The sequence below is a fragment of the Pseudomonas sp. fls2-241-TYG-175 genome, from assembly GCF_030209155.1.
In the GTDB taxonomy this organism is placed as follows: domain Bacteria; phylum Pseudomonadota; class Gammaproteobacteria; order Pseudomonadales; family Pseudomonadaceae; genus Aquipseudomonas; species Aquipseudomonas viridiflava.
Genome location: NZ_JARVSO010000035.1, coordinates 49,540 through 65,754 on the forward strand (window position 1 = coordinate 49,540; position 16,215 = coordinate 65,754).

Annotated in this window: 6 protein-coding genes; 3 read left to right on the forward strand and 3 right to left on the reverse strand. The window is 61.6% G+C overall.

What is annotated here, in order from left to right:
• The first annotated feature begins 26 nt into the window (after nt 1-26).
• Both QRN20_RS21460 and QRN20_RS21465 read left to right on the forward strand, forming a co-directional pair.
• Nucleotides 27-6,008 carry an Hpt domain-containing protein gene (locus QRN20_RS21460; RefSeq protein ID WP_122606986.1) on the forward strand — a complete coding sequence of 1,994 codons (5,982 nt, stop codon included), beginning with the start codon at nt 27-29 and terminating at the stop codon, nt 6,006-6,008.
• A complete protein-coding gene (locus QRN20_RS21465) occupies nt 6,001-6,489 on the forward strand; it encodes a chemotaxis protein CheW (protein WP_029243101.1) in 489 nt (162 codons plus the stop codon). The genes QRN20_RS21460 and QRN20_RS21465 overlap by 8 nt, the downstream gene beginning before the upstream one ends.
• A gap of 139 nt (nt 6,490-6,628) precedes the next feature.
• Here the strand turns inward: QRN20_RS21465 and selO are convergent, their stop codons facing one another.
• Genes selO through QRN20_RS21480 form a run of 3 tightly spaced genes read right to left on the reverse strand, consistent with a single transcriptional unit; the run spans nt 6,629 to nt 13,320 of the window.
• Nucleotides 6,629-8,104, reverse strand: coding sequence for a protein adenylyltransferase SelO (gene selO / locus QRN20_RS21470; protein ID WP_122606984.1), 1,476 nt, complete (start codon nt 8,102-8,104; stop codon nt 6,629-6,631).
• Nucleotides 8,105-8,152: 48 nt separating this feature from the next.
• The gene (gene mscK, locus QRN20_RS21475) at nt 8,153-11,539 is read right to left on the reverse strand and encodes a mechanosensitive channel MscK (protein WP_122509736.1); all 3,387 of its coding nucleotides are present in this window, start codon (nt 11,537-11,539) and stop codon (nt 8,153-8,155) included.
• A gap of 38 nt (nt 11,540-11,577) precedes the next feature.
• Nucleotides 11,578-13,320 (reverse strand): potassium/proton antiporter, encoded by a 1,743-nt coding sequence (locus tag QRN20_RS21480; protein WP_004884361.1) that lies wholly within the window; start codon nt 13,318-13,320, stop codon nt 11,578-11,580.
• Nucleotides 13,321-13,566: 246 nt separating this feature from the next.
• Here QRN20_RS21480 and QRN20_RS21485 point away from each other — a divergent pair, with 246 nt between their 5' ends.
• Nucleotides 13,567-16,158, forward strand: a complete 2,592-nt coding sequence (locus tag QRN20_RS21485; RefSeq protein WP_122412976.1) for a dermonecrotic toxin domain-containing protein — start codon at nt 13,567-13,569, stop codon at nt 16,156-16,158.
• Nucleotides 16,159-16,215: the final 57 nt, after the last annotated feature.

Below are 16,215 nucleotides of genomic sequence, written 5' to 3' on the forward strand. Positions count from 1 at the left end.
GGACCGGGTAAAGGGCGGTATCTGTCATGGCTGATCGTCACGACTATGTGGCGCTGGAGTGGCTCAAGGGCGAGATCGCCGAGACGCTCACGCAGGCACGTCATGCACTGGACGAATTCATCGAAAACCCTGCGGACGAGGCCGCGATAGCCGAGTGCCTGAACCTTGTGCATCAGGTGCATGGCAGCCTGCAGATGATCGAATTCTACGGCGCAGCGCTGCTGGCCGAGGAAATCGAGCAACTGGTGCTGGCCGTGCAGCAGAAACGCGTCAGCCATCCGGTCGAGTCCGAGCAGTTGCTGATTCAGGCCATGACCCAGTTGCCGGTGTATCTGGAGCGCATTCATTCGGCGCGCCGGGATCTGCCTTTGGTGGTCCTGCCGCTGCTCAACGACTTGCGCAGCGCCCGAGGCGAAAGCCTGCTGTCGGAAACCAGCCTGTTCGCCCCGCAACTGGTCGTTGTTCCCGCATTGGACGAGGAAGAACTGGCCCGGCGTAATACGCCTGATCTGCCCAATCTGTTGCGCAAGTTGCGTCAGACCCTGCAGGCCGCTTTGGCGGGCCTGATGCGCGAGCAGGGCGTCAAGACGCAACTCGGTTACATGGCCAAGGTATTCGCCCGTCTGGAACAGCTTTGTGAAGATGCGCCACTGGGGCCGCTCTGGCGAATCGCCACGGCACTGGTCGAGACCATGCTCAACGGCAACTTCGCCAACAGCCCGGCACTGCGCAGCCTGCTCAAGGATGCCGACAAGGAACTCAAGCGACTGGCCGAGCAGGGCATCGAAGGTATTAACCAGCCCGCGCCCGAAGAGCTGCTGAAAAGTCTGCTGTTCTACATCGCCAAGTCCGACAGCCTCGCGCCGAAGATGCTCGATCTCAAGGATCAGTACGCGCTCGCCGATGCGTTGCCCGGCAACGACGTGGTCAACGAAGAACGTGCCCGCATGGCCGGGCCGGACCGTGATGCCATGCGTTCGGTCATCGTGGCGTTGTGTGAAGGGCTGGTCAGGGTCAAGGAGCGGCTGGATGTGTTCGTGCGCGGCGACAGGGAGCATGTCAGCGAGCTGAACCCCTTGCTGCCGCCGTTGCGGCAGATCGCTGACACCCTGGCGGTCCTCGGTTTCGGCCAGCCGCGCAAGGTCATCATCGACCAGCTGGCGGTGGTGCAGGGCATGGCGCATGGGCAGCGCGAGCCCAGTGATGCGGCGTTGATGGATGTGGCGGGTGCCTTGCTGTACGTCGAGTCGACCCTGGCCGGCATGGCGGGCAGTACCGAGCAGGACAGCCGTGAAGACAGCCGTCTGCCGACCACCGACCTGACCCAGATCCACCAGTTGGTGATTCGCGAAGCGCGTGTGGTGCTGCAGCAGGCCAAGGACGTGATTCTGGAGTACATCGACAGCGAATGGGACCGCCAGCGCCTCGACCCGCTGTGCGCCTTGCTGGTCCAGGTGCGCGGCGCGCTGGCGATGATTCCGCTGGCGCGGGCGGCCAGTCTGCTGGCGGCGTGCAACGAATACATTCAGGAACACCTGCTGGTGGACGAGACGCGTCCCGGCGCGATGCAGCTCGACTCTCTGGCCGATACCATCAGCTGCGTCGAGTACTACCTGGAACGCATGGGCGAAGACCATGAAGCGCCGGGCGACCAGATCCTCGACATGGCGCAGCAGAGTCTGGCCCGGCTGGGCTACACGCCAGCGCCGGACTCTCTGGAAGTGCCGCTGCTCGACGAAGTCATCACCCAGGACGAACTGCTGGCGCTGGACGACCGCAAGGCGCTGGTCAGCCCGACGCAGACCATTGCTCAAGTGCTGGCCAGACCGGTCTCGGCCGTCAATCCGCCGGCCCGTAATGCGCCCACCAGTCTGCTGCCACCGCCCGCCGGTGAAGACGCCGTAGACGATGAACTGCGCGAAGTGTTTCTGGAGGAGGCTGACGAAGTACTGGATGCGCTGCGCGAGTACCTGCCTCGCTGGTTTGCTTCGCTGGGCAAGGGCGATCAGTGGGATGTGGTCGCGCTGACCGAAGTGCGCCGTGCCTTTCACACCTTGAAGGGCAGCGGCCGAATGGTGCGGGCATTGATTCTGAGCGAACTGGCCTGGGCCGTGGAAAACCTCCTGAACCGCGTGCTGGAGGGCGATGTGCCGCCAGCGCTGGACGTCCAGCAGTTGCTGACCGATGTGCTGGTGTTGCTGCCGCTGGTCATCAAGGATTATGCCGAAGGGTCGCAGCGTCAGCGCGACGATGTCGACCTGCTGGCCGCGCGCGCTCATGCATTGGCCAACGGCCTGGAGCCGCCAGCACTGCCGGTGCAGCCGAACGAGCCCACTGTCGAAGTCATTGATCCGCAATTGCTGGAGATCTTCCGTCAGGAAGCCCTCGGGCACCTGGGCACGCTGGATCGCTTCCTTGAAAGCGCCGAACAGTCACCGTCGCCCTCGATCAGCGACAGCCTGTTGCGTGCCTTGCATACCCTCAAGGGCAGCGCACACATGGCGGGCGTTTTGCCGATAGCCGAACTGGCCAGCCCGCTGGATCAACTGGTGCGCGAGTACAAAGCCAACCTGATCGCCATCGGCACGCCCGAAATCCGTCTGCTGCGCAGCGCCGAACCGCTGTTGCGCAAGGGGCTGGAGCAACTGGACAGCCAGCCGCTGGCACCGATTCCCGGTGCGCCTGCCCTGATCGAGGCCGCCTGCGCGCTGCTCAATGACCGTCTGACCGCTGCCCTGCGCGAGTCGGACAACGGCCTGCGCATCAAGCGCAATCCCAAGCTCATCGCCAGCTTTCTGGCTGAAGGCATGGACATCGTGCTGGATGCGGAAAACCTGCTGCGACGCTGGCGTGAACATCCCGGCGAGCGACAGGAACTCAGTGCGCTGCTCGATGAGCTGACCACTCTGGGTCATGGCGCGCATCTGGCCGATCTGCCGCAGGTCGATGAGCTGTGCGAAGCCTTGCTCGACCTGTATGGCGCAGTGGAGGAAAGCAGCCTGGCGGTCAGCGATCAGTTCTTCGACGATGCCGAGCGGGCTCACGAAGCGCTAATCAATATGCTCGATCAGGTCGCGGCCGGGCAGGACGTCGACCCGCGTCCCGAATGCGTGCGGGCCTTGCACGACCTGCTCGAACAGGCGCTTGACCCTTCCGCGACCGGGCTGATCAAGAGCGATGGGCACCGCACGCTGAGTGTCACTGAACTCAATGCCGCCACTGCGCAGATGGCCAGCGAGGCCCCGCAATCCGAAGCTCTGTCATCTGAAGCGGCGAGTCTGGACGACGAAATTGTCGAAATATTTCTCGAGGAAGCGGTCGACATCCTCGACAGTGCCGGGCAAGCCCTGCAGCGCTGGCTGGACGAGCCGGAAAACCCGTTGCCGCTGTCTTCGCTACAACGCGATCTGCACACCCTGAAAGGCGGTGCGCGGATGGCAGAAGTCGCCGAAGTGGGCGATCTGGCCCATGAGCTGGAAAACCTTTACGAAGGGCTGATCGATCGACGCTTCAACCATTCTCCGCAACTGGCCGAACTGCTGCTCAAGAGCCACGACGAACTGGCGATCATGCTGGAACAGTTGTTTCGGCACGAAGCGCTCAGCGATCCGGCGCCACTGATCGACGCGTTGATTCAGTGTCGCAACGGCGAGTTCGGCGAGCCTGAGCCCGTTGCGCCAACGAAACACGTCGAAGAGCCGCAGGAACGCGATACCGAACTGCTGGAAATCTTCCTCGAAGAAGGCTTCGACTTGCTGGAAAGCTCCGGCGCATCCCTGTCGCGCTGGCAGGCTGACCCGCAGAACACCCTGGAAGTCGAGAACCTGCTGCGTGATCTGCATACGCTGAAGGGCGGGGCGCGCATGGTCGAGATCGCCCCCATCGGTGACCTTGCCCATGAGCTTGAAACGCTCTATGAAGGTTTGTCGTCAGGTGTCATGCAGGCTGATCCGCTGATGATGAGCCTGCTGCAGAGCGGTCATGACGTGCTGGCCGACATGCTCGATGCTGTGCGGACCGAAAAACCGCTGCCTGATGCGACTCTGCTGATTCAAAACATTCAGAACCTCGCCAGCCAGGAACCCGGACAGCGGCTGCCGCTGGTGAACGCGCCCGAGCCGGAACCCGTGGCTGCACCAGCGGCCGCAGCGGATGCAGAGTCCGAGCGCAACGTGCCGGAGACGATCAAGGTGCCGGCCGAGCAGCTGGAGAATCTGGTCAACCTGGCGGGCGAGACCTCGATCTTTCGGGGACGCATCGAACAGCAAATGCTCGACGCTCAGGTCGCGCTGGTGGAGATGGAAACGACCATCGAGCGGATGCGCGATCAGTTGCGACGTCTGGACATGGAAACCCAGGGTCGCATCCTCAGCCGCGAGCAGGTGCAGGCCGAACGCCTTGGCTACGAAGAATTCGATCCGCTGGAAATGGACCGCCACTCCCAGTTGCAGCAGCTGTCCCGCGCGCTGTTCGAGTCGGCATCCGACCTGATGGACCTCAAGGAAACCCTCGGCGCACGCACGCGTGACGCCGAAATGCTGTTGTCGCAGCAGGCACGGGTCAACACCCAACTGCAGGAAGGCCTGATGCGTACGCGCATGGTGCCTTTCGAGCGGATGGTCCCGCGTTTGCGACGTGTCGTGCGGCAGGTTGCGACTCAGTTGAACAAGAAGGTGCAGTTCGAGGTGGCCAACGCCGACGGCGAAATGGACCGTAATGTGCTGGAACGGATGGTCGCGCCGCTGGAGCACATGCTGCGCAACGCCGTCGACCACGGCCTTGAAAGCACTGAAAGGCGCCTTGCGGCGGGCAAGCCCGAGCAGGGGCTGATCACGCTGGAACTGATGCACGAGGGCGGCGACATCCTGATCGAACTCAGCGATGACGGGTCGGGTGTCGATCTGGCCGCCGTGCGACGCAAGGCGATCAAGCGCGGCATGATCCACCCCGATGCCGATCTGGCCGATCACGAGGTTCTGCCGTTCATCCTGCAGGCCGGGTTCTCCACGACGGAAATCATCACGCAGATTTCCGGACGTGGCGTGGGCATGGACGTGGTGCACGCCGAGGTCAAGCAACTGGGCGGATCGATGGTGATCGACTCGACGCCGGGCAAGGGCACTCGCTTCAGGATTCGCCTGCCATTCTCGGTCTCGGTCAACCGCGCGCTGATGGTCACCTGCGGCGAAGAGCAGTACGCCGTGCCGCTGAACACCGTAGACGGCATCGTGCGGGTCATGCCCAATGAGCTGGACTCCTGCTACCAGACCAGCCCGCCGCGCTATCAGTACGGCGGACGCAGCTATGAATTGCGCTATCTGGGTGAGCTGATCGACAACAGCCCGCCACGCCTGATCGGACAGCTCGAGCCGCTTCCTGTGCTGCTGGTGCATCTGCAGGACCAGTGGGTGGCCGTGCAGGTCGATGCGCTGGCCGGCTCGCGGGAAATCGTGGTCAAGAACCTCGGCCCGCAATTCGCCAGGGTTCAGGGCATTTCCGGCGCAACCATTCTGGGCGATGGTCGTGTGGTGCTGATTCTCGACCTGATGGCGCAGATTCGTACCTTGCAGGGCCGCCTGCACAGACCTGCAACTGACGGACCGGTGCAGACATTCCATGAGATCGAACAGGCCAGGCCGCTGCTGGTCATGGTGGTGGACGACTCGGTCACGGTACGCAAGGTGACCGGCCGACTGCTGGAGCGCCACGGCATGCACGTGCTCACGGCCAAGGACGGTGTCGATGCCATGAGCCTGCTTCAGGAACACACCCCGGACATCATGCTGCTGGACATCGAGATGCCGCGCATGGACGGCTTCGAAGTGGCCAGCCAGATTCGTCATGACGAGCAGCTCAAGGATTTGCCGATCATCATGATCACTTCCCGCTCCGGCCAGAAACACCGCGACCGCGCCATGGCGATTGGCGTCAACGAGTACCTGAGCAAGCCGTATCAAGAGAGCGTGCTGCTGGACAGCATCGCCTACTGGAGTCAGGTCAATGTCTGAAAGCACGTTCCAGACCAGCCGTCTGACCAGTCTCACCGGCCTGCTGTTGCCCTTGAGCGACCGCCACCTGTTGCTGCCCAATGTGGCCGTTGCAGAACTGATCGACTATCAGGACTGCAGCGCCGAGCCAGGCGCGCCCGAGTGGTACCTGGGGCCTATCAGTTGGCGTGAACTCAGCTTGCCGCTGCTCAGTTTCGAAGCGGCCTGTGGCGGGCGCACCCGGGTCGGCGGCCGTGCCCGCATCGTGGTGCTCAATGCGCTCGGCGCCCGTCATGACGTCCGGTTCATTGCCCTGCTGACCCAAGGCATCCCGCGTTCCTGCAAGGTCGACAGCCAGTTGAGCTACGTCGACGTGCCCCTGACCGAGCTGGAACTGGCGGCGGTGCAGGTCGGCGACACCGTCGCCCGTATTCCCGATCTGGAAGGGCTGGAGCAATGGCTGGTCGATGCGGGGCTGGCCAATCCATCAGTGCGCGGCTGAAAACGGACGCGGAGCGTCCTGGGCGGCATACCCACGCGGAGCGTAGGAACGATCATTACCTGATATTGATCGTGCCCATCGCTCTGAAGTGGGCATGCATCCCGTGAAGCTCCGCGTCACTTCTTGCGAATTGCGGGGATCACGACGAACAGCTGATTTCCAGGTGCTTGCCCCAGTCCGGTGGGCGCTGGGCGTAGCGGTCCATGTCGGGTTGTTCGGTGAAGGGGTTGCAGAGCACTTCGTGCAGGCGGCGGACTTCTTCGTAGTCGCCTTTTTCGGCGGCTTGAATCGCGTTTTGTGCAAGGTAGTTGCGCAGGATGTAGAGCGGATTGACTGCGTGCATGCGGGTTTTGCGTTCGTCTTCCGAGGTGTTTTCCTCTTGGGCGATGCGCGCCAGATAGGTCTCGCCCCAACTGTCGAAGCCCTTGATGTCGACGAAGTCATCACGCAAAACGCGCAGCGCTTCGGCTGCCGGTGCATCGCCCAGTCGACGGAAGAAGAGGGTGTAATCGACGCCGCTGTTCTGCATCAGTTGCAGCAGGCGACTGATCAATATGTCGTCCTGCTCGTCGTCCTGCTCGTTGGCTTGAGTCAGGCCGAGGCGACGGCGCATCAGGTCCCGGTAGTGCGCCTGATACAGCGGCAGGAACAGACCGATGGTTTCGCGCAGCGCGTCCACGCTGATGAACGGCGTCAGGGCCTGCGCCAATGCGCTGAGATTCCATTGCGCGATGGGCACCTGATTGCTGAAGGAGTAGCGGCCTTCGTGATCGGAATGGTTGCAGATAAAGTGCTGATCGAAATCGTCCAGAAACGCGAACGGCCCGAAGTCGAAGGTGATGCCCAGAATCGACATGTTGTCGGTGTTCATCACACCATGGCAGAAACCATAGGCCTGCCACTTGGCGATCAGCTCGGCGTTGCGCTCGACGATTTCCCGGAACATCGCCAGATACGGCTCGGGCTCCTCCTGGCACTGCGGGTAGTGCATCGTCAGTACATGCTCGGCCAGTTGCTTCAACTGTTCCGGCTGCTTGGTGTAGTAGAAGTATTCAAGACTGCCGAAGCGCACATGGCTGTGAGCCAGACGCAGGACCATCGCGGCGCGTTCCTCGGTTTCCCGCCAGACAGGCGTGCTGGAGCCGGTCACACAGGCGGCGCGGCTGCTGGGAACGCCCAGTGCATGCAGGGCTTCGGAGGCCAGAAACTCCCGGATCGAAGAGCGCAGCACCGCGCGACCATCGCCCATGCGCGAGTAGGGTGTCTGTCCGGCACCCTTGAGGTGCAGGTCCCAGTGCTCGCCTGCGTCGTTGTAGACTTCGCCGAGCAGCAGCCCGCGCCCATCGCCCAGGCGCGGGTTGTACGAACCGAACTGATGGCCGGAATAGACCATCGCCCGCGGCTCGGCTTCCTGCCAGAGCTTGTGTCCGGCAAAGATTTCCGCAAACAGGGGCGTTTCGGCCTGGCTCGGGTCAAGGTCCAGCAAGGACAGTGCGGCCTTGCTGGCGACCACGAGACGCGGTTCGGCGATGGGTTCAGGCAGGACTGAGGTGGAGAACGCATCGCCCAGACGGGCGAAGCGGTTGTCGAAGACGAGTTCGTCGAGGGCTTTCACAGGCCATCTCCAGCAAAATGTGAGGGCATTCTGCTGGGGTTGACCCGATCAGTCGAGCCTGAGTTCAGGCGGTTCTGGCGCATCCTTGGTGGCGGGCGCCACTTTGGTGTTGACCGGCGGTGTAGCCTTCTCGGTCGGCAGCACGGTCTTTTCCTCGGCGTCCACGGGCACCATCTTGTATTCCTTGCCCTGGGTGTTCTTGAGGTAGATCTCCATCTGGCGGAACGAGATGTTGATCTTCTGCTTCTTGAACTCGCGATTGATGAACCGATTGATCTCGTCCAGCACCGGGTTGCGGTCGCCCAGATCGCGAACGTGCATGCGCAGTTCGTGGTCCAGCGTGCTTTCGCCGAAATTCAGGAAGTAGACGATCGGTTCCGGCTCTTTCAGGACCCGAGGGTTCTCACGGGCCGCCTGCAACAGCAGGTCGCGAACCAGATCCAGGTCCGAGCCGTAGTCCACGCCGAGCTTGAGGGTCACGCGAGTAATGGTGTCGGTCAGCGACCAGTTGATGAGCTGGCCGGTGATGAACGTCTTGTTCGGGACAATGATGTCCTTGCGGTCGAAGTCGGTGATGGTCGTGGCCCGGATGCGGATCTTGCTGACCGTACCCGACAGGTTGCCGATGGTGATGGTGTCGCCGATCCGCACCGGACGTTCGAACAGGATCATGATGCCGGAGATGAAGTTGGCGAAGATCTCCTGCATCCCGAAGCCGAGACCGACCGACAGCGCTGCCACCAGCCACTGCAACTTGTCCCAGCTCACGCCGAGGGTCGAGAGCGTGGTGACGAAACCGATCCCGGCGATGGCGTAGGACAACAGTGTCGTCGTCGCATAGGCACTGCCTTGCGCCAGATTCAGGCGTGACAGCACCAGCACTTCCAGCAGACCGGGCAGGTTACCCGCGAGCACAAAGGTGATGGCGATGATCACCACCGCACCGATGAAGTCGCCCAGGCTGATCGGCACCATGCTCATGTTGGCGCCAGTGCCGCTGGTGTACTCGTAGAGGGTGATGTTGTCGAGGTACGCAAATACTGTGATCAGATCGGCCCAGACCAGATACAGCGCGCCGATAAAACCGCCCAGCAAGGCCAGACGAATCAGACGCAGCGATTGTTGGTTGACCTGTTCGATGTCCAGTTTGGGTTCTTCGACCGGTGTATCGCTGTCGCCATTTTCGCGAGCGGCCTGACGCTTGGCCAGAGCGCGCTGGTAGGCCAGACGGCGTGCCGCCACACCCAGGCCGCGCACGAAGGTGGCCTCCACCACCAGCCAGAGCATGAGCAGGTACAGCGTGTCGATCAGTCGGTCGCTGAGCTTGAGCGCGGTGTAGTAGTAGCCGAAGCAAACCGCCACGAACAGGGCGATGGGCAGCGCGGTAAACGCCATCCCGACGGCTTTGCGAAACAGCGAAGCGTTGTGGTGGGTCGGGCTCGAAACCAGCAGGCGACCCAGCAGCCAGGCCATCAGCGCGTAGCAGGTCAGCACTACGCCAATCCCCAGTACGTCGTCGGCCAGGGCGGCAGGCTGATGTTCGGCGACCGCTACAACGGCGACCAGCGCCAGTACCACCAGCCCGAGGCGACGGACCCAGCCCCGCAGGAATTCGACCTGCGCCGTCTCCCAGCGGAAATGCAGTTGCGCAACGCCCGATGGCGCGAGCACGCGATAGGCGGTGTAGAACACCAGCCAGGCCAGAGCGATCTGCAGCAGCGCTTCGCCCAGGTTGGCGTTTTGTCCGCGGGCATCGATCTGCAGCGCATAGCCGCACAAGGCGAGCCCGAGTGCGACAGGCATGGCCAGCAGCACGTTGATCAGCAAGGCCAGCGGGGTTTTCCACTGGCTGTCACGTTTGAAATGGCCGATGTCGGCGTGCAGGCGGTTCAGGCGCTGATACAGCGCCTTGCGTCGCCAGGTCAGTACACCGATCAGCAACAGCAGCGGCAGGAAAAGCAGAGGGCGCTGCGTCAGGCCGTCCGACAGTTCGCTGAGGCTGGACGTCCAGGGCAGGGTGGCGACCTGTTTTTCAAGGCGCGGCCAGATGTTCTGGAACCACTCGATGTCCAGCGGCTTGTTGCTGGGAATCCAGAACATCTGCTCATCCAGCGTGGAGCGCAGGCCGATGGCGGTGCTGGTCAGCTGTTTCTGGTTCAGTTGCAGGGTGATGGATTCGTTGAGCAGCGCACTGAGTTCACGGTTCAGGCGCTCGAGCAGATCGCTGCGGGTGATTGCCAGGTCCAGCAACGTCCGGCGCAACTGCGGCGTCACGTTCTCCGGTGGCTGCGTGGTGAGCAGTTTTTCGACATACGCCGTTGGCGTGCTCATCTGCTCGCGTTTCTGGTTGATCTCGAACTGATACAGACGAATGTTGGCAATTTCGTCTGCCAGCCCCTTGTCCAGTTCCAGATGCGGCAACGACTGCTTCTGCTTGTAGAGAATCTTGGACAGCAGCAGGCTGCCGCTGAGGACATTGATCTGCTCGCTCAGCGCCTGATCGGTCTGGGTCAGGTTGTCCAGTTGCTGCTTGGTCTTGAGGTTCTGCTGGGTCAGTTCGTTGAGGCGGTCGGTGCCGCGCAGCAGGTAGTCGGACAGCTGCAGGTTGTAGGCGCTTTCGGTCGCCAGCAGGCTGCTGCCACCGGACTTCTGGGCTTCAAGGGACAGGTCGGCCACGGTTTTCTGCGACTGGGCGCGGCGCTTGTCGTTGATCAGGGTCTGCAGGTCCTGGATTTCCTGTTCCTGACGCGCAACCTTCTCGGTGAGCAAGTCGTGCTGGCTGTTGCCCAGGTCCTGCAACTGACTGTTGCCGGCCAGTTCCTGACGACGCAGCAGGTTCAGGGCATTGATCGACGCCAGCTCGGCGTTGAGCAGGTTGCGCTGATCGGTGCTGAGGGTCTTGCCGTTGTCCTTGCCCAGCTTGAGGATCGCGTTGATCTGCTGGATGCGGTTCTGGTTGGCGCTGATTTCCGCCTGGGCACGCTCCGGGCGAGTCTGGGCGGTAATGCTCAGGCTGTTGGCGTCATTGAGTTCTTTCTGCAGATCGCTCTGTTGAGTGCTGCGCTGGCTGAGCATCTGCTCCAGCTGCGGCACGTCAAGGCCGCCGTAGCGCTGCGCAATCGGGACGATTTTGCTTTCCTTCAGGCGACTCAGCTCACGCTGGTTTTCGACGGTCTGTTTGGGCGCCTGATTGAGTTGCTGCTTGAGTGCGGTCAGCTTCTGCTCGCTGTCCTGCTTGCTGGCCAGGAACGCCAGTGTTTGCTCGAGCACCTGCTGCAGCGCTTTCTGGTCGGCGTCCGGCAGTTTGCGGTCGGCGATCTTGTCCAGACTCTGCTGCACGGCCTGACTGGTGGGCGGGTCGGCAGCAAGGGCGGGAAAGGTGGAAAGACTAAGCGTAAACAGTGCGGCAGCACAAAGAGAGCGCAGGGAAAACATAGACACCGGTCGCGTGATGGTACGTGTGGGTAGGCAGTTTAAAGGAACAATCCGGGACCCGGGCGGCTTCCTTCGGGGAATTTGACGCCCACTTTCTGGATCTTGTTCCCGTCCATGACGGCAACTGTCCAAATAGTTCCATTCCATTCGATCTGGTCGCCCACAATCGGCTCGCCGCGATTCTTCTGCACGATGAACTGGCTGAGCGGCATTCCGGGGTCGATGCCGTCGAGTTTCAAGCCGTACAGCGCTGCCACATCGCCCAACTGCGCATCACCTTCGAGCACGAAGTCGCCGAAGAAACGCAGGTCCAGACCACGTTGCGGGGCCTGGCTGAACAGTTTACCCAGCGCTGGCAGGTCATGCTCATGGCCGATCACGCAGAGCAGATCGCCGACTTCCAGCGTGGTGCTGCCGGACGGGTGAAGCAGTTGCTGGCCGCGGAACAGGGCCGCGATACGGGTGCCTTCGGGCATCTTCAATTCACGCAGCGCCGCACCGATGCACCATTTCTCTGCACCCAGGCGATAGACAAACAGCTCCCACTCGCTGGTCGCGTGGACTTCAAGCGCGGCGCGGGAGATAGGCGCAGGATCGGGCGGAACGGTGACTTTCAGCAGTTTGGCCATCCACGGCAGGCTGGTGCCCTGCAGCAGCAGCGAGACCAGCACGATGAAGAAGGCGAGGTTGAAGTAAAGCTGCGCATTGGGCAGCCCGGCCATCAGCGGGAACACCGCCAAAATGATCGGTACCGCGCCGCGCAGGCCGACCCAGGCGATGAACGCTTTTTCGCGACCATGAAACGCCTTGAATGGCAGCAGTCCGACCATGACCGACAACGGCCGCGCGACCAGAATCATCCACAGCGCCAGACCCAACGCCGGAATGGCGATAGGCAGCAGGTCGTGAGGTGTGACCAGCAGGCCCAGCACCAGAAACATGCCGATCTGCGCGAGCCAGGCCATGCCGTCGAGCATGTGCAGAATGCCGTGCCGGCTGCGGATCGGGCGGTTGCCCAGTACCAGACCGCACAGGTAGACCGCCAGGAAGCCGCTGCCGTGAATGGCGTTGGTCAGGGCAAAGATCGCCAGACCGCCAGCGATCACCAGAATCGGGTACAGGCCGGCTGCCAGATTGATGCGATTGACCAGCTGCAGCATGATCCAGCCGCCGCCCAGGCCAATGATGCCGCCAATGCCGAATTCCTGAATCAAATGCCCCAGCAGGCCCCAGTGCAAACCGGTCTGGCCGCTGGCAAGCATGCCGATCAGGGTCACGGTCAGGAATACCGCCATCGGATCGTTGCTGCCGGACTCGATTTCCAGCGTGGCCGTGACCCGTTCGTTCAGGCCTTTGCCGCCCAGCAGCGAGAATACCGCCGCAGCGTCGGTCGAGCCGACAATGGCGCCGATCAGCAGGCCCTGGATCATGTTCAGGTTGAACAGCCAGGCCGCGACCATGCCAGTCAGCACCGTGGTAATCAGCACCCCGACCGTGGCCAGCGACAGTGCTGGCCAGAGCGCCACCCGGAAACTCGCCACCCGCGTTCGCAGGCCGCCGTCGAGCAGGATGACGGCCAGCGCGAGGTTGCCGACCAGATAGGCCGTTGCATAGTTGTCGAAGATGATGCCGCCGCCGTCGACACCCGCCACCATGCCTACCGCGAGGATGATGACCAGAATCGGAATGCCGAGGCGTGAGGAAAGGGAGCTGACCAGAATGCTCGCCGTTACCAGCAACGCGCCGATCAGGAACAGGCTGTTGATGGTTACTGCATCCAAGGGCGGTACTCCATAGAAAACGAATCAAAAACGTTGAGAGCGAAAACTGACCATGCAGTCCGCGTGCCAAGGGATTCTAACCTGTTGAAATGGCTGACTGTCAAAGTTTTGCGGATTAATACACCGCGTACCGATGTCCGTGCCGCTACCGGTGCGTCTGCTTTATTCATGTCGTAACTATTTAGGGTCGATCCGCCCTCTGGATCTGATCACGTATGGCTTCCATCCCTGAAGGAACAGGAAGCCATGACTTCTGAAACAACACGGTTACACCTTGCAGACCAGCAACAGCTTCGAAAAAAAGCCCACGAATACGTGACCGACTATCCCGACCTGTACGACATGGCGCGGCGAGCGGCGCAGGCCATCATCTGCAAGCGAACGGGCAAGTGGCTGGACCCCGACAAGGTCTATTGGCACCGGTTCAGCACTGCCGTCAGCAGCCCTCGCACGTTTACCGGCTGGGAGCACGTCGGCACGCCTGTCGAGTCGATGACGATAGTCGACCTCGTGATTCGTCGCTTCAGCCCGCAGGATCAGGTTGCCAGCGACGAGCTTTCGTCGTACGGCGGTTTTTATACCGTAACCGCAGACCACGGCAGGTTCAATGAAACCAACGAGGTGCGGTTACTCCCTCAGGACGTGTTGAATGACTTCTGGGCGCTGGATTTCAGCACTGGTTACCGTCACAAACGGGAACAGTTCTGGAATAACCACGGACAGACGTTCTGCCTTTTGGCCAAGGCCGACTTTCTGGCGGCGGCAGGGCGCTGCGTTAGCAGCAGACAGATTTCGTCGGCTGACTTCGAGTGGTTGATCAGTCTGATTCTGGGTGAAAACAGCGACACGCCGACCCTGACGTCCCTCGGCGCTGCCCTGCAATCCGGTGCCAGAGCAGCTTTCCACTGGCTGGATGTCGGCGGTTTCAAGGCTCGGGACATGCTGCGCATGGTCGATGAGCACGGCGCGCAGATCCTCTATATACCCGGCGACAGTCACCCCTTTCACCGATTTGCCGATCGACGAGCGCTGTTCGACTGGCTCAAGGCGCGTTTCGCCGCTGTCGAGACTCGAAGCGAAATGCGCAGCCATTTCATCCGCCCTTCAGCCGAGCAAGCGTCTGGCGCTGCGTTCGATCAATGCATCGACAGCCTGCTCGCTCACGATGGGCAGACAGGGTACGGACTGATCAATCAACTCGAAGCGGCCATCCCTGGCGATCCTTTCGAACTCCTGCGCGACATCGCGAGAGGCGAAATGACCGCTGACGCCCACGTCTTGCTGACCAGTAATGTCGAACTGCGCAAGCGACTGTGGATGGGCTATCTCGACGCCTTTCTGCGGGTCAGTGGCAACCTCGCGCTGTTGGGCTGGCCAGTCGCCCTGGCGGTGGTCGGGGCGAGTGCTTTCAACCTGGGACTGAATATTGATCAGGCGGTGCTCGGCAAAACGTCAGCCCAGCGCAAGGCCGGGGTGCTGGGCTCCATCTGCAATTCTCTGTATCTGGCGTTCAACCTGCCGCTGTTGACGGGCCTGAGTCGTGCCGCCGAGGGCTTGACCGACGCGCCTGCAACTGCGTCGCTCGCAGACACGCTCGCCAGTCTGAACGGCAACCAGTTGACGCTCGAAGGCGCCATGCCCATGGCAGCCGAAGGAAGGCTGCGAGGCATCTACCGACTGTTTAACGGTGAGACGTGGATCAGGCTGAGCGGATTGTTTTATCGCGTGCGCTTTGATGAGTCGTTGGGGTGCTGGCAGGTGATTGATCCGCATAACCCCTTTGCCTTTTCTGCCGGCCCTCTGGTGGTACTTGATGAGCACGGCGAGTGGCAACCGCTCGCAAGACCGGGCCTGTCAGGCGGCTCCCCTCAGGACGTGCCTTCGGCTGCAGACGCGCAGCCCGTCTCGCATTCTTATGGCACGACGGGTTCAGCGTTCTGGGATCACTACATGCTGATCAACGTTTATGACGAAAAGAACCTGGCCGAGGTGGCCGTCGCGCGTCAGGAAGCGGTCATGGAGATCTTTCGGATGGAGCCGGAGGAAGAGGTGGTTTCCGATTCCGAGGGTGAAGACGTGCACATCGATCCATGGGGCGCAAAGCACCGGGTGTTCAAGACCCATGATGCGACGTTCCATGCGCAGAGCATTCGTCGTTATACCGATAATGGCGCAATCTACAATCAGTACCTGCGCACAGGAGAGGTTTTTGAAGGCGACCCGTCGACAGGCATGATCGATATTGCCGAGCAGGTGGAGGACATCAAACGCTTTGTCGAGGATGTCAGGACGCTGGGTTTCAACAACGACGTCACGCTTTATCGCGGCGGAAGTGGTGAGCGAGGCACGTCAGGTCAGTTCTTCAGAGGCGGGCAGGTCAGGGTCGGTGATGTGCTGACCAATACCGATATCACCTCGTTCAGTGAAAACCCGTACCAGGCCAGGACGTTTGCCAGCAGCCAGGCGGGCACCAATGCCATATCCATCTCGGCACCGGTCAGCTTTGATGACACGTCGGTAGTCTTTGAGCTGCCTGCCAGACAGTACCTGAGCGCAACTGCCATCGCGCCCTTTTCGTCCAGCCCCGGAGAGGCCGAATCTGTCTTCCTGCCCGGTCGCTACTTTCGGATCGAGCAACTTGATGAGGTGCAGGGCGCGTTCTATCGATTCATGAGGGTGCGCATCAGCGAAGTGTCTGCGCCTGAGGCCGGACGCAAGCTGCTGGACATGCGCACGGGTGAGCCGTTCAGCCGTGAGCGCTATGCCGCCCGGCTGGGTGCGGCAGGCAAACCGCTCCTCGAGGTGTTTTATCCACAGGCTGTGCCTGCAGCGTCATGACGATATCCGGTCTTCAACGTAAATAATTACCCCAAACGGTGCCCCACAAACTGATTA